15 protein-coding genes are annotated in these 20,067 nt (G+C 66.3%); 8 read left to right on the forward strand and 7 right to left on the reverse strand.

Going from position 1 to position 20,067, the window contains the following annotated elements; genetic code table 11:
* Positions 1-181: 181 nt before the first annotated feature.
* A complete protein-coding gene (locus TR33_RS27460; protein WP_042285917.1) occupies positions 182-727 on the reverse strand; it encodes a TetR/AcrR family transcriptional regulator in 546 nt (181 codons plus the stop codon).
* A gap of 83 nt (positions 728-810) precedes the next feature.
* Here TR33_RS27460 and TR33_RS25110 point away from each other — a divergent pair, with 83 nt between their 5' ends.
* The 7 genes from TR33_RS25110 to TR33_RS25130 all read left to right on the forward strand — a co-directional run bounded on the left by TR33_RS25110 (position 811) and on the right by TR33_RS25130 (position 9,894).
* On the forward strand, positions 811-2,379 hold the full coding sequence (locus TR33_RS25110; RefSeq protein WP_042285920.1) for an MFS transporter: 1,569 nt from the start codon (positions 811-813) through the stop codon (positions 2,377-2,379).
* A 785-nt stretch (positions 2,380-3,164) separates the two neighbouring features.
* Entirely contained in the window at positions 3,165-3,875 is a 711-nt protein-coding gene (locus tag TR33_RS26780; protein WP_159068821.1) for a hypothetical protein, read from the forward strand.
* Positions 3,872-5,833, forward strand: coding sequence for a coiled-coil domain-containing protein (locus TR33_RS26785; RefSeq protein WP_159068822.1), 1,962 nt, complete (start codon positions 3,872-3,874; stop codon positions 5,831-5,833). The genes TR33_RS26780 and TR33_RS26785 overlap by 4 nt, the downstream gene beginning before the upstream one ends.
* Positions 5,834-5,892: 59 nt before the next feature.
* A complete protein-coding gene (locus TR33_RS26790; protein WP_159068823.1) occupies positions 5,893-7,842 on the forward strand; it encodes a hypothetical protein in 1,950 nt (649 codons plus the stop codon).
* 206 nt (positions 7,843-8,048) lie between these two features.
* Positions 8,049-8,555, forward strand: a complete 507-nt coding sequence (locus TR33_RS25120; protein ID WP_042285923.1) for a flavoprotein — start codon at positions 8,049-8,051, stop codon at positions 8,553-8,555.
* Positions 8,556-8,584: 29 nt separating this feature from the next.
* A complete protein-coding gene (locus tag TR33_RS27030; RefSeq protein WP_084570338.1) occupies positions 8,585-8,839 on the forward strand; it encodes a 4-hydroxy-2-oxovalerate aldolase family protein in 255 nt (84 codons plus the stop codon).
* A complete protein-coding gene (locus TR33_RS25130; protein WP_042285927.1) occupies positions 8,836-9,894 on the forward strand; it encodes an amidohydrolase family protein in 1,059 nt (352 codons plus the stop codon). The genes TR33_RS27030 and TR33_RS25130 overlap by 4 nt, the downstream gene beginning before the upstream one ends.
* Positions 9,895-10,008: 114 nt before the next feature.
* Here TR33_RS25130 and TR33_RS25135 read toward each other — a convergent pair whose 3' ends face one another.
* Positions 10,009-10,671, reverse strand: coding sequence for a TetR/AcrR family transcriptional regulator (locus TR33_RS25135; RefSeq protein ID WP_042285930.1), 663 nt, complete (start codon positions 10,669-10,671; stop codon positions 10,009-10,011).
* Between the two features lie 343 nt (positions 10,672-11,014).
* On the opposite strand from TR33_RS25135, the gene TR33_RS25140 reads away from it, so the two are divergent.
* Complete coding sequence (locus TR33_RS25140) at positions 11,015-13,549, forward strand: MMPL family transporter (RefSeq protein ID WP_042285931.1); 2,535 nt, start codon at positions 11,015-11,017, stop codon at positions 13,547-13,549.
* A 290-nt stretch (positions 13,550-13,839) separates the two neighbouring features.
* Here the strand turns inward: TR33_RS25140 and TR33_RS25145 are convergent, their stop codons facing one another.
* The 5 genes from TR33_RS25145 to TR33_RS27470 form a co-directional block, all read right to left on the reverse strand.
* Positions 13,840-16,401 carry a tetratricopeptide repeat protein gene (locus TR33_RS25145; protein WP_042285932.1) on the reverse strand — a complete coding sequence of 854 codons (2,562 nt, stop codon included), beginning with the start codon at positions 16,399-16,401 and terminating at the stop codon, positions 13,840-13,842.
* Entirely contained in the window at positions 16,398-16,790 is a 393-nt protein-coding gene (locus TR33_RS25150) for a hypothetical protein (RefSeq protein ID WP_042285934.1), read from the reverse strand. The genes TR33_RS25145 and TR33_RS25150 overlap by 4 nt, the downstream gene beginning before the upstream one ends.
* Before the next feature lie 160 nt (positions 16,791-16,950).
* Positions 16,951-17,634 (reverse strand): GAP family protein, encoded by a 684-nt coding sequence (locus tag TR33_RS25155; RefSeq protein ID WP_042285935.1) that lies wholly within the window; start codon positions 17,632-17,634, stop codon positions 16,951-16,953.
* Positions 17,635-17,778: 144 nt separating this feature from the next.
* Complete coding sequence (locus TR33_RS27465) at positions 17,779-18,993, reverse strand: SulP family inorganic anion transporter (RefSeq protein WP_267880677.1); 1,215 nt, start codon at positions 18,991-18,993, stop codon at positions 17,779-17,781.
* The gene (locus TR33_RS27470; RefSeq protein WP_267880678.1) at positions 18,894-19,511 is read right to left on the reverse strand and encodes a SulP family inorganic anion transporter; all 618 of its coding nucleotides are present in this window, start codon (positions 19,509-19,511) and stop codon (positions 18,894-18,896) included. The genes TR33_RS27465 and TR33_RS27470 overlap by 100 nt, the downstream gene beginning before the upstream one ends.
* Positions 19,512-20,067: the final 556 nt, after the last annotated feature.

Genomic DNA, 20,067 nt, shown 5'->3' on the forward strand with positions numbered 1-20,067 from the left:
GTGGTCGGCCCGCTTCTCGCCTCAGGGGATGTCGATGGACATGAGCGGGACCCGATCGGCATCGGCGCGCCCATGACGGCCGAGTCGGTTCGCCGACCCCGCTCCGCTCGTCTTCTCCATGACAGCACCAGAGGACACGATCACGCGCAGTTGATGGCGAACGCCTCCGGCACCGGTTTCGCTAGTCGTCGATGAGGGCGAGGATCCCCGTCAGCATGCGCGCGCGATCGGCCCCGGTCATCGGCGCCGACAGCGTGCTCTCGTAACCCCAGGAACCATCGGCGGCCATCCGCGCGACCAGACAGCGCAGCGAGAGATCGTCGAGCTCCCCCACAGGCTGCTCCCCCTCGGGGAACCAGCGCCGGTACACCCGCTCCCACGGGGCCATCCACTCGGGTTCGTTGGCGGCCTCCATGATGAGCCGCATCTCGACGTTGGTCGGGGACTTCATCGAAGCCCGCACGTACCCACGCGTGCGCTCCACGAGGCTCGCCCCTTCGGGTTCCCTTCCCGTGGCTTCGAGGAGTTCGCGCTCCATACGCGCGGCGAGGTCCTCGTGAATCCCCGCCAGCAGGGCGTGCTTGCTGGGGAAATGGTAGATGAGGCCACGTTTGGTGACCCCTGCCTCCTCGGCTACCGCGTCGAGTGTGAGCGCCGTGACGCCGCGCTCCTCGACCACCGTGAGGGCGGCCTCGATCAGCCTGGGCCGTGCGCTCGGTCGAGCCATCGGTTCCTCCTATCGACTCGATTAGTATACCTTCTGGTGAAGTACACTGCTTGGTGAAGTAACTCGCTAGGAGGCAGAAACCCATGCCGGAAACACCACCCCGGGCCACCACCCGCACCTGGATAGGCCTGGCCGTACTCGTACTGCCCATGCTGCTCATCGCCGTCGACGGCATGGTGCTGATCTTCGCCCTGGCCGACATCGCCGCGGACCTGGAGCCCTCGGGCGCCCAACAACTGTGGATGCTCGACATCTACGCGCTGATGCTCGCGGGCCTGCTCATCACCATGTCGTCGCTGGGAGACCGCTTCGGGAGGCGCAAGGTCCTGCTCATCGGCGCGGTCTTCTTCGCGATCGCCTCCGTCATGGGCGCTCTCTCGACCGAACCCTGGATGCTGATCGCCGCCCGCGCCCTCCTCGGCATCGCGGGCGCAGCGATCATGCCGGGAACGCTCTCCCTCATCCGCAACATGTTCCTCGACCGCAACCAGCGCCGCACCGCCATAGCGGTCTGGTCCTCGATGGGCGCGCTCGGCGCCGCCGCGGGCCCGATCGTCGGCGGTTGGATCATCGAGGTGTTCAGCTGGCACGCCGCGTTCCTCATGAACATCCCGGTCATGATCCTGCTGCTCATCCTGGCGCCGATCCTCGTCCCCGAGAGCAGGAACCCGAACCCGGGCCGCGTCGACCTCCCCAGCATCGTCCTCTCGCTGGCGGGCATGATCTCGTTCGTCTACGGCGTGAAGACCTTCGCCGGAGGCAAGGAACCGGGCCTCGCCCTCCTCACCTTCCTCCTCGGCCTCGCCCTGCTCGTCCTGTTCGTCATCAGACAGCTGCGCGTGCCGGTGCCCATGATCAACGTCCGACTCTTCCGCGTGCGGGCCTTCACCGGCGCGGTGATCACCGACCTGCTCTCGGTGTTCTCCTTGGTCGGCGCGATGTTCGCCCTCACCCAGTTCCTACAGCTCGTCGTCGGCCTCAGCGTCATCCAATCGGCGCTATGGATGCTGCCGCAGGCCGCCGTCTCGGCCAGCGCCGGCTTCATCGCCGCGGCGCTCGTCAAGCGGATCCCCACCGCGCTCCTCGTCTCCACGGGCGTGCTCATCACAGCGGGAGGTTTCGCGACCCTGCTCACCCTCACCCCCGACACCCCGCCGTGGGTGATCGCCATCGCCCTGTGCCTGGTCGGCCTCGGCGCCGGTGTGGGCATGATGCTGACGAACGACCTCATCATGAGCTCGGTGCGCCCCGAACAGTCCGGCCAGGCCGCCGCGGTCAGCGAGACCGCCTACGAGCTCGGCACCGCTTTCGGCACCGCTATCCTCGGCTCGGTCCTGCTCGGCTTCTACCGCACGGACCTCGCCGACACCGCCCCGGCGGGGCTGCCCGGCGGAGTACTCGACGCCGCACAGGAGACCCTCGCCGGAGCACTTCTCTACGCACGAGAACTACCGGGCGAACTCGGTGAGGCCCTGGCCACGGCCGCCACCGACGCGTTCACGTCCGCGCTCTCGGCGACCGGAGGGATCGCCGCGCTGATCCTGCTCGCGGTGGGGATCTTCGCGGGCATCATGCTCCGCGGGGTCTCCTCGCAGGCCGACCTCACCGAGACCGAGGACGAGCCCGACCACGAACCGACCACCGCCCCGTAGGTCGAGGAGGGAGGGGGCTGTCCGGCGTGACCCCGCTGGGCGACCTCTCCCGCGACGCCTGGGCCTCACGTCCGATATCCACTGCCCGGGGCCGGTCACCACGACCATGTGACCGGCCCCGGGCTTCCCAATGTCGTTCTCAACCTCGAACAGGCCGAGTCGCCGTTTTTCCAGTCTCATGAGCACGTTTCTCCTGAAGCACGGCTGAAGAGCGCGTATCAACGCCAACACGGTGGGCTCCCTTGCGAGGTCCTCGTGTGCCCTATCTGAACTGGGGTCCTCTGGCGCACCCACCAGGATTCGAACCTATGGCCACTGGATCAAAAGTCCGATGTTCCGGCGCCAGCACGTACCACTTCATACTGTTTCGCCACAGATCACCGACAGGACCCGATGGCACCTCCCGAGGTTCTCCATGTCGACGTGTTGATCTGGGGCTATGACCCTCGAGAAGATCGCTCGGTACACCACATCCATTGGTGAACCCTTGCCCGCAGCGACGGCCCAGTGGATCCGCGTCGTATGGCGAAGCGACTTTGAACACCGGCACCCGTAAGCGGTTGCTGTCTTTGCTGTTTTGCCGCGCTCGTCTACTGTCGACACACCACCCCTGCGCCTGACTACCTGCAACATTCATGCGACCGCTCCGTTCTCTTGGGCGTGGACCCGTGTCAACCTCGCTGCACGGTGCAACCCTTCAACCTGAGGATCCTAATTAAGGACCTTTGGCCATACCATGGATAAAAATCCTATGTTATCTATTTATAGGACTACAATGTTCGACAGTGAAAACACCCAAGGTGGGTCATATGGAAAATTTGGGGACACGACGGGCGTCACGCGTCCAAGACGCGGTTCGACTGCTATTTCTTCTCGATCGCTGTGGAATTCCATGCAATGACCCATCAAGCGATTACATCCCCAAAGAATCCGTTTCCGTAATCAAGGGGCAAAAAAGACTACAGGCGCTGGATTTCTGGCTGAGGAATCCGGACTATCTAGCAGATGAACTGTTGACTCAAATCGAGTCAGGGATAACAGATGATCCGACTGCAGCGCTTTCGCAAGCACGGTCCCTCTTGCATGGCAACGAACCCGACATATCTCGCTATCCGATGGTTCGGTGGCGATTCGGGGCGTGGGAGGCACTAGACGATGCTCTTTCACTTCTAGTCTCCCATGGTCTGGCAGTGGTGAAGGCAGTGGGTGATCCACCCACGAAAATCGACCGTTGGGACTATTACTTGTCAAAGCCGGGCCGCACTATGGCAAACCAACTTCGTTCAGACGCACCGGACCTGCTCTGGTACGACGAACGGGCAAGTGTGGTGCTCACGGTAGCTGGTCAACGTTCAGGAACCCAACTGAAAGAAGCGCAGTATCAACAAACCGAATACGAACGAACCGTGTGGAGGGCGAGCATCAGCGGCATCACCGATCGAGTAAGAGAGCGTTTGGATAAAATGATCGATCAGGATTGGGAGGCAGCAGGGTGAGCGAGTTCCTGCAAGCTGTGGCCAACCGTGTCGATCTCGAAGTCGAGCACGTGGATGAGGTGCTGACACGGTACGGAGTGCGCGAGAGTGGGGTCCTGCCACGACCTCACAAACTCCTGGTGAGGCGCGTGCAATTCTCGGGGGAGAAAACGGGAAAATCGACGGGATCCGTCGACTTTTCTTGGGATGTGGACGAAGGCTTGTGGTGTGTGACCGCCGACAACTTGAAGGGCAAGAGCAGCATCCTAGAAATCATCTGGTGGTGCCTGCGAGGATCGGACCATCTGCAGACCGATGTGCGCAGATGGCTGCACAGAGTGAGTCTGAACGCAGAGATCGATGGAGAACCCTTTCAAGTCAGTGCAGACATCACCGACAGACAACTCACTGGGGAACTGACAGTCGGGCACAACAGCCTTCCTATCACCTTCACAGGTGACAAGGAGTTCGCTTCGGTGATGGGCCAGTTCATGATGAGCCGTCTCGGGTTGGAGCCCCTACGAACCTGGCGCAAGGGAGAATCAAACACCAACAGTGATTCCCCAGACATATCTGCGGAAAAATCGGACGGTCAAGTGGTAATCACCTCCTGGCCAGCATTCAGCCACGCGCTCCTGTGCCGCAACCGTGAGAATGATGCGCTGTTGGGGCAAACCGCAGGGGGCGGGACCATGGTCAGCCTCCTACAGATGTATGTGGGGCTGCCATGGACGACCACACGCAGGGACACCCAGACCGCCCTGTCTTTGGCCGAACAATCCCGCCGAGGTGAACGACGCCGAGCCCAACAGGACCTACAGGCCCGTAGCACCTCGCTCGAGGAGCTGCAGGACCAGTTAGTCCGCGCGAGGGAGAGAGTCGCCCAAGCCGAAGCCGCACCAACTCTACAGGAAGTCACTCATTCGGTAGAAAAAGCCGCTGCGGATCTGAACGAGTCGACGGCTAGACACTCCGCTCTAATGGAGCGGATGCGTCAGGCCCGGCGGAGTGAAGAAGAATTGCGGGAGGCACTGGTCGCGGACCAGTCTCGCCTGAGGGATCTCCGTGAGACGGCGGCGGCGGAGCGTTTCTTCGGAGCCCTCACACCAACATGCTGTCCACGCTGCTCGACCGCCTTGACAGAACTCCCCCACGCGGATCTGGGCGATCAGCATTGCGGTATCTGTGGTTCGGTTCCCGCTGAGGCATCACATGAGCCTGCGGCGATCGCCCAGCTCACCGAATCAATCGAGATCCTCGAGCAAAGCCAACGGAAGGCGAGGCAGGCCACACGAGAGCTCGAAACTTCGGTCGCCACAGCAGAGCATGCCGTGGAAGTGGCACGCACCGCCTTCACCTCAGCGGAGGCCTCACTACCGGAGCAATCCACGCTGCACGCGTATCTGGAACTGGCCAGACTCGAAGGGCGAATCGAGGAACGTCAAGACGCCGAACGACGCGCGGTACGCCCCGAGAGTGCCTCACGTGAAGAGCAGATCCTCCAAGCCGCGGCAAAGGAAGCCGACAAACGAGCCAAGTCCGCTACCTCTCAGCTCTTGGAGGATGTCAGCCAGGAGATCTGTCGGCTCGCCGTCCGTTTGGGAGCTTCTGAGATCCAGAACATCAAACTCAGTGGCAACGGCTCCATGAAGGTGTGGAAGGGCGGCTCTGACACCACCTTCACTAAGGTCACCCCGGGAGAGCAGGTACGGCTTCGGATTGCCACCCTATTGGCCTTGCTGAGGATCGGCCAGCAGTCCGGAGTCGGGCGCCATCCTGGTCTGCTCCTCCTGGATTCCCCTGGTGCACAGGAATCCATCGATGTCGACCTTGCCGAGGTTCTCAGTCAACTTCATGGCATCTGTGAGGAGACGCCTGGCCTGCAAGTGATCACCGCAACTGCCAAACGCGACGTGGCCGTCAACGTGATCCCCGAACATCGCATCAAAGCCGCCGCCCCGGGCAGACCAGTGTGGTGAACGTCTGTTAGGAAGAGGCAACCGACCTGCCAAGCAGACTCTCGAGAAAGGACATCACCTTGACCCGACTCGAGATGCTGCTGTTGAAGGAGGGGCAGCCGCCCACGCTTGATGAGCTGGGCGGCGAGTCGGTCCTCTGGGAGAACGCGGATACTCTCATCGACTCTCCCTGGTGGTTCCGAGCCGCCGAGACCATGCTTGTCGAGTGGGACGCCCTGCAGGCTCCTGAACGCGCAGTGTCCTTCATCAACCAGGCGTTGGCATCCACTGACAGACCGGCTGTCGCCGACGACATCCTCGATCAGTTGGTCGAGCACAGCGGATATCTGCGGAGTACGGCGCCTCAACTCAACAAACTCGCTCTGCAACGCGCTGACCACCGCGATACACCCCTCGACGCCGAACTCGCGGGGGTATTCCTCGAAGCATCGTTGCGCCTGGTGTTGTCCGGTAGTACCAGTCGTTACGGTCTCTTCTCCTACCTTGTGGACCCGCAAGCCCCAGCAGCACCACCTTCTTATGCTAGAAAAGTGGTGCGCGCCCTGGGTGCCGCCTATGAGCATTGGCGCGAAGAGGAACTTTTCTTAGCCTTGGAAAATTTCGCGCACACCGACGTTCACGGAGATGCGGTCTACGAAATGGCTATGTGTCGCCTGGCAGATGCAGCCAACGCCCCAGACCGCGACTCGCTCGTTCAATATTTCTGTTCCGCTCAGGCTCTGTTGTCACAAGCTGTCAAGGCGGATGAGGATCGTACCGACGCTACCGCTTTCCTGGCCGCGATCGAAGCCTTTCTCGCTTTCGAAACAGGACAGAGCGCGTCTTTAAAAAAGGCTGCTAATCAGTTGCGCCGTACTACCACAGAACGCTCTCTTTGGTTGATGGGGACGCGCACCCATTGGAGGGCTGGCCGATACGATACCGAGGCCTCTTGGTACGAACTAGCGCTCGACCTCGAGCAAGCCGATCAGTACTTGGATAAACCGGTAACCGTATGGCCAAACCAAACCATCCAACATATCCTGACTGTCTACACCGCACACCGCAGCGTCCGTCTCCAGGACCCTCAGAGCGCGCTGGGGACCCAGATCCTCGTTGCTCCGCGCATCGAGGACGCCTTCGCCTCACGCCAGGGCCTGCTACTTCAACTTCGCGGACTCATTACTGATGCACCCGAAGATTGGGACAATCGGTCAGCCAAACGACTACTTCAAGCCGTGGATGATCGCCTGCATTCCGGAGAACCTACACCTCAGGAAGTAGTGAACCCGGGAAAAGTTCATCAGGCGCCCAAATCCCAGTTGGTCGCCACTCTTGGCGCCAAGGCTCTCGATGAAGTTCCGCAGGAAATCATCGATTTCCTGTCGGAACAAATTCTTAGCTATGAGAGCCCGGTAGAACCCAGGCTACCGGTAGCCCAGCAGCAGATCTACAGTGATGTCGTTAAGACACTGGAAGATTGTGCCGACTTCAGAACGGTCGAGGTTCGCCGAGATTTTATTCGTATCATTAATCTATTGATTCGCTTCTTGGCAAATAGAACCAATAGAGGGCGCGCCCATCATGGCCGCGCTTTTTCCTACCTATTCTCACCAGGACCGGGACAGAACCTCCCCCTGGAGAGCGCCCTCCAAGATGACCTTCTTGACTATCTCGATAGCCATTCAGAGGATGTTAACGTTGAGATTCCCGATCGGAGTGGCGGGCGCGCGGACATCGAGGTTCGACTATCACGATGCTCGGTGACTATCGAGTGCAAACGAACCAGAGGGAAAATTAGCAAAAAAGGATTCAGTCGCTACCTAGGACAGACAGCTGCCTATCAGGCCGCCAACGTATCCCTGGGAGTTCTCGCCATTCTCGACCTAACACCCAAAAAGAATTGGATTCCCCATATTCGTGATAGCATGTGGGCGGAGCGAGTCAAGTCACCTGATGCCGACCAGGAGGACCGCTGGGTGGTCGTGGTCAGAGTGCCCGGGAATAGAGAAACGCCCCACGAGATGTGATCACTCAGCTAAACTAATCACTTCACTGAAGAGATACCATGAATGTCACAAGCACTCGATCGGATCGATGAATTACTCAGGAAATGAGCCTTTCCTGACCCCCTATCCTGTTCCGGTGAGTGCGGAATCGCCACTCGGCTGTGGGCGCTGGGCAGACGATCTCAAGACGCCGGCTCCTCTGTGCGCTGGCCCCTAGACTCGGACGCATGTCGAGAAGCCTGTACCTGGTGTTGTCCGGAGCCTCCGCCCCGGAAGGGGCGCCCGAACTCGTCCAGGCCCTTCACGGCCACGACTGGCGTGTGACCGTACTGTCCACCCCCACGGGCACCGACTTCCACGACCAGGACCGGCTCGCGGAGTTGACGGGCGAGCCGGTCCGCGTCGCCTTCCGCAAGCCCGGGCACGGTAAGTCCCTACCGCCCGCCGACGTGGTGTTGGCCTGTCCACTGACCTTCAACTCCACGAACAAGTTCGCCCAGGGGCTGGCGGACAACTTCGCCATCGCTCTGCTGTGCGAGATGGTCGGATACGGGGTACCCACCGTGGTCGTGCCGCACTGCAAGCCCCAGCTCGCCGCCCACCCGGCCTTCGTCCGCTCCCTGGAGATCCTGCGCGGGATGGAGCCGGTCACCGTCCTGCACGATCCCGATGCCCCCTACGAGAACCGTCTGCCCTCCTGGCAACAGGTCATCGTCACCGTCAACGGCCTCTGACCGGAAACGAAACCGAGGTGGTCACCGACATGCGCCACGACGTCGCTTCCACGACCGATCGGGTCATGGTGCGTTACTCCACCTGTCCGGGACCCTCCACCCAGCGAGAGGGGAGGCGGCGACTCCTGGTTCACTCTCGGACCGCCCGGCGCTTGAACGGGGTGGACGGCCATGATCCGCTGGTCGAGGTCGGCCGACGCGGACTCGTCGGCGGACAGGAGGACATGCTCGGCGACATCGCGCTGGACCTGACCTCCGACCACGCCGCGCGGGAGGTCTCGTGATCGGCCGCCGTATCGACGTCCATCAGCACATCATCCCGCCCTTCTACCGTGAGGCCCTGGCGAGCGCGGGCATCGCCGACGCCGGCGGGCGGCCCCTCCCCGATTGGAGCCCCGAGGCGGCGCTCGCGGCGATGAAGACCTTGCGTATCGCCACGGCGATCGTCTCGGTCTCCACCCCTGGAGCCGGTTTCCTCACGGATCGGGACGAGGCCGCCGACATGGCCGCGCGCCTCAACGACTTCTCCCACGGCCTCGGCACCGAGCACGAGAACCGGTTCGGGTTCTTCGCCACCCTGCCGATGCCCGACATCGACGCCTCGGTGGTCGAGGCCGAGCGTGCCCTGGACGAGCTCGGGGCCGCCGGGGTCACGGTCCTGGCCAACACCCACGGCGTCTACGCGGGAAGCCCGGGGCAGGACCGCCTGTGGCGGAGTCTCAACGAGCGAGGCGCGACCGTCTTCGTGCACCCCGCCGACCTTCCCGCTCCCCCGGTGGAGGGGATCCCGCCCTTCGCCGCGGACTTTCTCCTGGACACCACGCGCGCCGCGTACCTGCTCGTCCGCAACGGGGTGGTGCGCCGTTACCCCGACATCCGGTTCGTCCTGAGCCACTCGGGCGGGTTCGTGCCCTACTCCTCCCACCGGATGGCGGTGGCCATCGCCGACGACACCGGACGCACGCCCTTGGAAGTACTGCGCGACTTCCGCGGCTTCTACTTCGACACGGCCCTGTCCTCCAGCCCGGCGGCCCTGCCCACGCTGCTGGCCTTCGCCAAGCCCGGTCACGTGCTCTATGGAAGCGATTGGCCCTTCGCGCCCACCGCGGCGGCCCGTTACTTCACCGCGGGCTTGGAGAGCACCCTGCGCGGCGGGCCGGCCGCGGCGATCGACAGCGCCAACGTGAGGGCCCTGATCCGTCGCCTGCCCGCGCCGCCCGCGCCCGCCTCTCTGTTCGAGCGTGTGCGCTCCGGGATCCAGGCCGGGGCGGCCCGCACCGTGTTCAAGCTGATGCAGCCGCCCGGCTCTGCCGAGCGCTCACGGGAAGCGTCCAACTGAGGAGCCGGCCTCGGTCGTCGCGAACGCCCCGGACCCGCGGCGGCCCGTTACTTCACCTCGGGCCGGGGCCGCCGCGCGCGGCGATGTGGACACGACTCGCCCCGACGCCACGCCTCAGAGATCGGCCTCCTGCCAGGCGACCGTGGGGAATTCCGGCAGCGGCCGGTGGGCCAGCTCGTGCGCCTCCTCCGGCGCCATACCCAGCATGCGCAGAAGGTCCTCGGCCACCTGATCGGTGGCCTCGGCGTCGTCGCGTTCGGGGTGTTCGTGCAGGAGGTTGCCCAGGACCAGCGTCGCTCCGGCCACGATCGTCAGGGACAACTCGGGGTCGGCGACGGTGAAGCGTCCCGCGTCGGCCCCGGCCTTGATGGCGCGCAGGGCTCGGGGGGCCAGGCCGATCTCGATATCGATCAGCTGGAGGCCGTAGTCCAGGAGGACGCGGCTCAGCTCCGGTTCCCTGCGGTGGATACGTCCGGTGAGCCGGAAGTTCTGGGCGAAGATCTCCGCCGGGTCGTCGATGCCGAGGGTCAGTTCGTCCAGGAGTCGTCCGTGTGCTTCGAAGGCCTCCTCAGAGGCGACCCGCATGAGTTCCTCGCGGCTCTCGAAGTGGTTGTAGAAGGAGCCCATGCCCACGTCGGCGGCCTGGGTGATCTCCAGGATCGGCGCGTGGGGTCGGCCCTCCGCGATGAACCCCTGTGCCGCGCGCACCAGGGCGGCGCGGGTGCGCGCCTTGCGCCGTGCGGTGCGGTTCGGCGCTGTTTCGGGAGTAGCGGGCATGGGTCGACTCTCACTCTCTGACTCGTCCGGCCCGGCCACCCTACCTTCCATCAGAGTTGAGGATTTCCTCAGAACCGGGTGTCCTTCTTCACCCGCTCCCCCATGAACTCGCTACCGCACCTCACTCGACCTTCGCAGAGGCGCACACCCAGGGCATGCGAGCCCCGAGGTGACCCAGGGAACCGGGCGAGGCGAGAGAGGACACACGTCCGAGCATGGGGTTCTCGCGGGGCGCCGCGTATAGTCTCGCCTGAGCAATGAGTCATAACTGATGAAATCATCAGAACGCGGATCGGACGCGGAGCCCGGATCCCGATGACGCCCTCCCACAGAAGACGAGACGATGGCGACACTCCTCTATCACCTGGGAAAGTTCTCCTACCGACACCGTTGGCCGGTCCTTCTGGCCTGGGTCGCGCTCGTTGCCCTTCTGGCCACGGCCGCGGTCACCTTCCGCGTGCCGGTGACCGACTCCTTCTCCATCCCAGGGACCGAGTCCCAGGAGACGGTGGACATGCTCCAGGAGCGCTTCCCCGAACGCAGCGGCGGCCAGGCCACCGTGGTCCTGACCGCACCCGATGACGAGAACGTCACCTCACAGGCCCACGAGCAGGCGGTACGCGACACCGCTCGGGAGATCGAGGGCATCGACGGGGTGGAGTCGGTCACCGATCCCTTCGAGCTCTACGAAGAGGGCTACGACGAGGCCCTGCACAGCGATGAACTGCGCTCCACCCTGATGGAGTCGGGCATGGAGCAGGCCCGCGCGGACTACGACTCCGAGCTGTCGTCCGCGGAGGACGACGCGGTCGAACAGGCACGGGCCGCCGTCGAGGCGCAGTACCCCGAAGGCGCCCCCGGCCGAGAGCAGGCCCTGGAGCAGGCCGAGGAGCAGGCGCGCGAACAGGTCGCCGCACAGGCGCCCGCCTTCGACGAAGAGCTCGTCCGCCCGCAGGTCGAAGAAGAGGTCGACCGCCGCATCGCCGACGACGACCTGCCCAAGGAGGCCGTCGAGGAGATCGACGACCGGGTCAAGCAGGAGATCCCCCTGTTCTCCGAGGACGAGACCACGGCCCTGCTCGCCGTCCAGTTCACCGAGCCCGACGGCAGCGTCGCGCCGGAGACGGTGGACGCCCTGCTCGACAGCGGCACCGAGGCCGAACAGGCCGGCCTGACCGTGGACTTCAGCGGCCAGTCCATCTCCGTGGCCGAGGTCTCCGGCATCCACGGCGGAGAAGGCGTGGGCCTGCTGATCGCCCTGGTCGTGTTGGCCCTCAACTTCGGCGCCGTGGTGGCGGCGGGCATCCCCATCCTGATGGCGCTGGCCGGTTCCGGCGCGGGCATGGCCCTGCTCTACGCGCTCTCCCAGGTCCTGAACCTGACCAGTACCGCCCCGCTGCTGGCGCTGATGCTCGGCCTGGCCGTGGGCATCGACTACAGCCTGTTCATCCTCGCCCGCCACCGTCACCAGATCCTGGAGGGCATGGACCCGGAGGAGTCCACCGGCCGGGCCATCGGCACGGCCGGAAGCGCCGTCGTCTTCGCCGGGGTCACGGTGGTGATCGCCCTGCTCGGCCTGGCCATCGTCCGGATCCCGTTCCTGACGGTCATGGGTATGGCCGCGGCCATGACCGTGACCTTCTCGGTCCTGGTGGCCATCACGCTGCTGCCCGCCGTCCTGGGTCTGCTCGGCACGAAGGTGGGCTCCGGTCGTATCCCCGGTCTGGGCGCTCGCGCCGAACGGGCCCTGACCGCCGAGTCGACCCTGGGCTCACGTTGGGCCGCCGCCGTCACCCGGCGCCCGCTGATCACCACGCTCTCCGTCCTGATCGTGCTGGGCCTGGCTCTGCTCCCGCTCCAGGACATGAGGCTCGGGCTGCCCACCGACAAGTCCAGCGCCCCCGAGAGCACCCAGCACCAGGCCTACGACACCGTCACCGACAAGTTCGGCGAGGGCTACAACGCGTCCTTGCTGGTCGTGGTGGAGTCCGACGACACCGGTGCCGCCGATCGGGTCCGTGAGGACCTGGAAGGGCTCAACGGTGTGACGGCCGTGCAGCCGCCCGTCCACAACGACGCCGAGGACACGTCCATGATCGTGGTGGTCCCCGATGAGGGTCCCTCCGCGGAGGCGACCGAGGGCCTGCTGCACGACGTCCGGGACGCGCGCCAGGACTGGAAGTCCGACACCGACTCCACGATCACCGTCACCGGAGCCACCGCGACCAGCATCGACACCTCGGAGCGCATCGCCGAGGCCATGCCGCTCTTCCTCTCGGTCGTGGTGGGTCTGGCCCTGGTCCTGCTGATGCTGGTCTTCCGCTCCGTTCTCGTGCCGATCAAGGCCGCCCTCGGCTTCGTGCTGAGCATGGGCGCGGCCCTCGGCGCGACCGTCGCGGTGTTCCAGTGGGGCTACGGCAGCGACCTGCTGGGGGTCACACCGACCGACACCCTGCTGTCGTTCCTGCCCATCGTGCTCATCGGCACCCTGTTCGGTCTGGCCATGGACTACGAGGTCTTCCTGGTCAGCCGGATGCGCGAGGACTTCGTGCACGGAAGCGACGCGAGGCGGGCCGTCGTCACCGGCTTCCGGTCCAGCGCCCGCGTGGTGGTGTCCGCGGCCGTCATCATGATCTCGGTGTTCGCGTCGTTCGTCTTCAGCGACAACACCACGATCCAGCCGGTGGCCTTCGCTCTGACGATCGGTGTCCTGGTGGACGCCTTCCTGGTCAGGATGACGCTCGTGCCGGCCGTGATGGCGCTCTTCGGCAAGGCCGCCTGGTGGCTTCCCCGGTGGATGGAGCGCGTGCTGCCCAACGTGGACATCGAAGGCGAGAACCTCCGAACCGAGGTGCCGGAGCACGGAAGCGGCAGTTAGCCCCGCTGCCGGTGGCATTTCATGCGAGGCAGCGCCACGGAGTAAGAGACAGGGCCGTGCCGGTCGCCGTATCGACGGTGACCGGCGCGGCCCTATGTGCAACCGACGAAGGTTCGAAAGCGGCGATCGCGCAGGAGCCCCTCGCCGTTCATCGGCATCGCGTTGTCCCACCTCGGAGAGGAGAGGTCTTTTCACCGTAGGCGGGTTCTCGCGAGGGCCGCCCCCAAGGACCCTGCGGTAGCCGAGGTGGAAACAGGTGGCGGAGCCGGACCTGGGACAGCGACATCCCGTCAGGTCGAACCATCGGCATCGGGCTCTTGCTGGATCCGCGCGAGCCATTCCTGTACGCGGAGCATCCGATGCTCGTCGCCGGAGGTCTCGTACAGGTCCACCGACCGCCGCATCGCCTCGACCGCCTCGGCGCGCCGGCCGCCGCCCGGCGTCAGCGCCGCGCCGAGGTTCCGCCACGCCCCCGCCTCACCGTGTGTGTCGCCGGTCCGTTGGTACAGATCGCAGGCGCGGGTGTGGGCGTCGATCGCCTCACCGAACCGCCCCAGATCGGCCAACGCCACGCCGAGGTTGTTCCACGCCACGGCTTCGCTGTGGACGTCACCCACCTGTTGGAAGACCTCGCGGGCCCGAGTGTGAGCCTGGATCGCCTCATCGAACCGACTCACATCGACCAACACCGCACCGAGATTCGTCCACGCCCGTGCTTCGCTGTGGGCGTCACCCGCGTGGTGAAAGACCTCACGGGCGCGGCTGAGAGCATCGATCGCCTCATCGAACCGATCCAGCTGCTTCAGCACCGCACCCAGGTTGTTCCACGCCTGCGCTTCGCTGTAGGCGTCACCCACCTGCCGAAAGACCTCACAGGCACGGCTGAGCACACCGATCGCCTCATCGAACCGGCGCAGGTCGACCAACACCGAGCCGAGGTTGTTCCACGCCTGCGCTTCACCATGAGCGTCGCCCACCCGCTGAAAGACTTCATGAGCGCGGTAATGGGCGCCGATCGCCTCATCGAACCGACGCACCTGCCTCAGCACCGCACCCAGGTTGTTCCACGCTCCCGCTTCACCATGGGCTTCACCGGCCTGCTCAAAGACCCCACAAGCGCGGAAATGGGCCCTGATCGCCTCATCGAACCGGCGCAGGTCGACCAACACCAGGCCGAGGTTGTTCCACGCCTGCGCTTCACCTCGAGCCTCACCGACCTGGTGGTACAGGTCGCAGGCGTGAATGTAGGCGTCGATCGCCTCATCGAACCGACGCGTCCGCCGCAGCACCACGCCGAGGTTGGTCCATACCCCTGCTTCGTTGTAGGCGTCGCCGACCGCGTGGGCGACCCTCTGGGCGGAGCGTGAGACCTGTTCCAGGTCCTCGAAGTGACGCCCACGCCCCAGGTAGAAGCCCAGACACAGGGGTAGGACCATGGCCGCCCCGGTGTGCCCGAGGCCCGGGGCGGCCAGGGACGCGGCCACCAGCGTGGCGTGCTCGGCCTCCAACCACTCCAATGCCGTCTCCCGATCGGGAAAGAGGTCGGATGTCGACCGCCCCGGCAGGGCTTGCAAGTGCTGGTCGGCGGCACGAACAACGGCGGTGTAGCCGTCCAGAAGCCGCCCCAGTGCCCGGTCTCGTTCGGCGGGCGGGTCGGGGTGGTGGCGGGCGTAGTCCGCGAGCAGGTCGTGGACCCCCCATCGCCCGGGGGCCGGCTGGGTGAGCAGGTGCGCGGCAGCCAGCTCCTCCAGTACCTCTTCGACCTCCTCGAAGGGCAGGTCGGTCAAGACAGCGGCCGAGGCCGTGCTCAGGGTAGGGCCCGGGGTGGAGGCCACGAGCAGGAACACCTCGGCCTCGCCCCGGTCCAGGTGCTCCAGGGAGGTGTCGAAGATCGCCCGTAGCGCCCGCTCCTTCCCGACCCTACGATCGGGGTCGGCGAGCTTGTCGACTCGCGACGCGGCCTTCTCCAGCCGGTCCGCCATCCGGTCCGGGGTCAGGCGGGGGTTGCGCTTGAGGTAGGCGGCGGCGATCTCCAACGCCAATGGCAGGCGTCCGCACAGCTCGGTCAGGCGGCCCAGCCCCGCCTCGTCCTCGGCGCGCGGGTCTTCGGGGGTGTGCGAGGTCAGCTCGGCGGCCAACAGCGTGAGGGCCCCGTCGAGATCGAGGACGTCCAGGTCCACGTGACGGGCCCCGGCCAGGGAGTGCAGGCCCCCGCGGCTGGTCGCCACCAGCTTGTGTCCGCCCGGCCCGGGCAGGAGGGGCCTCACTTGAGCGGCGGTATTGGCGTTGTCCGCCACCACCAGAACCGGACGCCCCTGGTCATCGGCCCTCGCGAGAGCGGCCAGCGCGGAACGGTAGAAGGAGGACCGCTCCGTCTCCCCCACGGGAATGTCCTCCGGGTCCACCCCCATCTGGCGCAACAGCACATCCAAGGCCGCGTGCGCGGACAGGGGTTCGGACCCCGGGGTGTAACCGCGTAGATCCACGAACAGCTCGGCGCAGAACCACCCCTTGTGGTGGGCGATCGCTCCGGCGGCCAGGGCCAGGGCGGTCTTACCGACCCCGCCCATCCCCGCCAGAGCCGAGACCACCACGCCCGAGGAGGCGTTCTCCCCCTGGGGAAGATCGGTGCGCGTGCCGTCTTCGGGGGCCGGGGCGAGTTCGCCGAGCAGCGCTTCGAGGTCCGCTACACGCCCCACCAACCTGGACGGGGGCGGGGGCAGGGAGAACAGGGCGGTGGGCAGTGGTCGGGGCAGGTTCACCACCTGCCCGATGACGTCGCCACCGGCGACGATCCACCGCATGTCGATATGGGCCGTGGGCACCTGGGAGAAGGTGTCCTCGCCGCTCACCGGGGCGGCCTGCGGCGCGCCTGCGTGGTCTTCTTGCCGACCACGTCCTTACCGGCCCGGATACCGCGCATGCGGAGCCGGTCTCCGGAGGACGTCGTCTCAGGGCCGGCCTTACCCGTGACCGACCCCTGTGCCCGCACCCGATCCATCTCGATCGAGTCACCTTCGGCGTCTTCGCCACCGTCGTGCGAGGGTGCGTCCGAGCGCGACGTCCACACGGTCATGACCAGAGCCGCCGCGGCCACCGCGAGAGACGCGATACCCGCGACCTGGTTGAGCTCGTTCAACCCCCAGTCCAGGTCGGGGAAGAGCCGGGGGACCGCCCAGAACCCGGCGAGCACCAGCGCGACCGTACCCAAGGCCGACGCCCAGATCTTCTTACGTCCCATGAGGGCGATTGTCCCCTAACGGCCGGTGTTGTGGGTCGGTTCGGCCGAAAACGGTCACTCCGGCCGGTGATCATTCCCGGTCCGCTCGAACGGGCCCAGTGCCCGCCCCTCGGTGTCACGTTCCCGACGCGCCCGCGCCACGAACCCGGTGTTCCCTGACTCAACCGAGCAGGGTGCCGAGTCCCTTCGCGGCGAAGACACCACCGAAGACGAACAGCACGGTCATGGTGACGGTGTCGTTATTGGCGACCAGCCATGTGTGCGCCTTCTCCAGGGTGCGCGTGCCTCGCTCCCCCGACACCGTGACGGCGAGGAGCGGCACGAGCAGGCCCAGGCTGCCCAGCACCGCGAAGATCAGGGCGGCCACGGCGGTCCCGCCCGGCTGGAGTCCGAAGGCGGCGATGGCCGCGCCGCCGCCCAGGATCATCGCCAGGCTCTTGGGGTTGGCCCCGGCCAGCAGCAGCGCCAGTCCCACGACCTTGCCGGTGTTCATGGAGTCGATGGCGGTCAGCCATTCGGGAGGCTCGGGTGTCTCCCCCTCTGGGCGTCCGAGGTGAGTGCGCAGGCTCTTGACCGCCAACAGCAGCAACAGCAGACCCAGCAGCAACTGGACCCAGCCCACCCAGGTCGGGGACTCCCCGGAGCCGGTGGTGTCGCCCGCCCCCGCGATGAGCGCCACAACCAGGGAGACCACGAGGATCACTGCCGCCCAGGCGAGGACGAACACCAGGGCCTTGCCCCGGCCGCCCTTGGCCATGAGCAGCAGGATGACGGCCACGATCGGCAGCGGCGCGGCGATGAGTCCCAACGCGAACGGTAGGACCTGCGCGAGTGCGTTGAGCATGGTTCTCCTCCGGGATCGTTCGTCGAACGCTGCTTCCTGCGATGTCCGCACTCCGAGACACACGGGCACGAGCGCGTCGGAGCGAACACGGATCCCGAGCCGTGGTCGGCCCGCGGAGCGCTGCGGGAGACCATCTCCGTGCGCTCACCGTTCCCCGTCTCCCCCGTTATCGCCGCGGATACGGGCGTGGGCGGCCCGCACCGCCTCCTCCACCGAGGGGTACAGCGCGTGGGGATGACGCAACAGATCACGGACCTGGCCCAGGTCACGGGCGAGAAGCAGAGCGGCCCCGTGCCCCTGGAGGTCCTCGGCGAGCCGGTCGAGCATGCGCGCGGCGGTGGCGTCCACGAAGGGCACCGCGCGCACGTCCAGGACCACGGCCCGCACGTTCTCCGGGCGGGCCGCGTCCACGACCCGATCGTGCACGAACTCGGAGTTGGCGAAGTACAGGCCGCTCTCCACCCGCAACACGGTCACCCGATCCTCGGTGGTCGCGTCGCTCTCGCGTTCACGGTCGACCCAGCGGGGACCGGAGCCCGCCGGGCCATCGACCCGCCCGAGTTCGGCCAGGTGGGGGCGGGAGGAACGGCGCAGCAGAAGCAGCAGGGAGACGCCCACCCCGACGAGCAGCCCCTGGAGGGTGCCCAACAACAGCACGCCGAGCAGGGCCGCGACGGCGCCGAGGAAGTCCATCCGGGAGGCCAGACCGTAGACGGCGGTCAGCGCGGGCGTGGTCAGCCGGTACAGATCACGCAGCGCGCCCACGTCCACGAGTTCCACCACGGCGGAGATCACCACGGCGGCCAGCACCGCCTCGGGCAGCTCCTCGAACAGGCCGGTGAGGAACAGCAGGGTGAGGACGGTGAACAGGGCCGCGGTCAGCCCGGAGACCTGGGAGCGGGCCCCGGCGGCGCCGTTGACGGCGGTCTTGGACAGGCTGCCGTTGACCACCATGCCCGAGCACAGGCCGGAGGCCAGGTTGGCGCCGCCCAGCCCGAGGAGTTCGCGATCGGGGTCGATGCGGTCCCCGGCCTTGGCGGCGTAGGTGCGGGCCGCGCCGAGCCCTTCGGCGAAGCCCACCAGGGCGATGCCCGCGGCCCCGGCCACCAGCGCCCCGTACTGCGACAGGGTCAGGTCCGGCGGTCCGAGCGGCGGAAGCCCGCCGGGCAGCGGACCCACGATGTCCAGACCATGATGTTCCAGGCCTAGGACCCGGGTGGCCGCGATGGCCAGGACCACGACGACCTGCGAGGCCGGGATCAGGGGAAGGATCCTCTTGAGGAGGAGCAGCGCCGCCAGGGCGAGCAGCCCCACAGACAGCGTGAGCGCGTCGGTCTCCCCCAGCCCGGAGAGGAACACCCCCAGAGCCTTCCGAGGAACTCTCCGTCGCCGCCATCGGTGCCGGTGAGCTTGGGCAACTGGCCGACGATGATGGTCAGCGCCAACCCGATCACGAAACCCTTGAGGACGGGCTCGGAGATGAAGGAGGCCACGAACCCCAGCCGCAGCAGCCCCGCGACCAGTGCGATCACCCCGGCGACCAGGGCCAGGGCGGCGGTGGTCGCCACCGGGTCCCCTCCCCCGCCGACCACCGAGGCCACGACGGCCGCGGACAGCAGGGCGGTGGAGGACATCGGGCCGACCACCAGTTGGCGGGAGGAGCCGAGGAGGGCGTACAGGATCAGGGCCGCGGGGGCCGCGTACAGGCCGATGATCGGCGGAACCCCGGCGATGGTGGCGTAGGCGATGGACTCCGGGACCAGCACCGCCCACACCGTGAGCCCGGCGATCACGTCCCCGCGCAGCCACCGGCGGCGATAGCCCCGCAGCCCCGGTGGGATCCAGGGACTCTCACCGCCCGCTCCGGTATCGCTCATGCCTTCTCCTCTCTTCGCCGTTCCGTGTGTTCTCCGGACCGTGCGGCACGGGGATCCGGACACCACCCGTCTCGGGCGTGAGGCCGGGCGTCGTGGCCGTGACCGGAGGACGAGGCCGTGATCGACGAGGAGGGACCGCTGGGGGCCGGGCGCGGCCCCGGATCATGGCCGGGACAGGAGGAGAAGGGAGCCGTGCGGGAGCGGGCTACCGGGAAGAACTCCGCGACCGCCGTGTTCCGCACGGCCACCGACCGGTGGCGGAACGACCGTGCGGAGGGCGGGGAGGAGAGGTTCGCGCCGGGCGTGCCGGTCGGGATACCCGTGACCATCCCTGCCATGAGGCCTCCCGCCTTCCGGCGGTCCGCGCGGAACCGGTCGTGCGGCCTCGGAGCCCCACCACGTGAAGTCACTGAAGGTCTTCCCCGGTGAGGGAACCCCCGGATCCCGATCCGGTACGGAACACCCCAAGAAACACCCGAGGTCGGGACCGAGCATTACGGAGCGGTGCGGCCGCGAGGAGCGATGAGACCGACAGGTCGAACAGCGGGGACGGTGG

It is taken from the genome of Nocardiopsis alba (genome assembly GCF_000710955.1).
Classification (GTDB): Bacteria; Actinomycetota; Actinomycetes; order Streptosporangiales; family Streptosporangiaceae; genus Nocardiopsis; species Nocardiopsis alba.

What these genes read in the sequence shown, in the direction of transcription:
- TR33_RS25140 (WP_042285931.1), top strand. Translation starts at nt 11,015, where the DNA reads ATGGCGACACTCCTCTATCACCTGGGAAAGTTCTCCTACCGACACCGT.
- TR33_RS27470 (WP_267880678.1), bottom strand. Translation starts at nt 19,511, where the DNA reads ATGAGCGATACCGGAGCGGGCGGTGAGAGTCCCTGGATCCCACCGGGG.
- TR33_RS25120 (WP_042285923.1), top strand. Translation starts at nt 8,049, where the DNA reads ATGTCGAGAAGCCTGTACCTGGTGTTGTCCGGAGCCTCCGCCCCGGAA.
- TR33_RS25150 (WP_042285934.1), bottom strand. Translation starts at nt 16,790, where the DNA reads ATGGGACGTAAGAAGATCTGGGCGTCGGCCTTGGGTACGGTCGCGCTG.
- TR33_RS25155 (WP_042285935.1), bottom strand. Translation starts at nt 17,634, where the DNA reads ATGCTCAACGCACTCGCGCAGGTCCTACCGTTCGCGTTGGGACTCATC.
- TR33_RS25110 (WP_042285920.1), top strand. Translation starts at nt 811, where the DNA reads ATGCCGGAAACACCACCCCGGGCCACCACCCGCACCTGGATAGGCCTG.
- TR33_RS27030 (WP_084570338.1), top strand. Translation starts at nt 8,585, where the DNA reads ATGCGCCACGACGTCGCTTCCACGACCGATCGGGTCATGGTGCGTTAC.
- TR33_RS25135 (WP_042285930.1), bottom strand. Translation starts at nt 10,671, where the DNA reads ATGCCCGCTACTCCCGAAACAGCGCCGAACCGCACCGCACGGCGCAAG.
- TR33_RS27460 (WP_042285917.1), bottom strand. Translation starts at nt 727, where the DNA reads ATGGCTCGACCGAGCGCACGGCCCAGGCTGATCGAGGCCGCCCTCACG.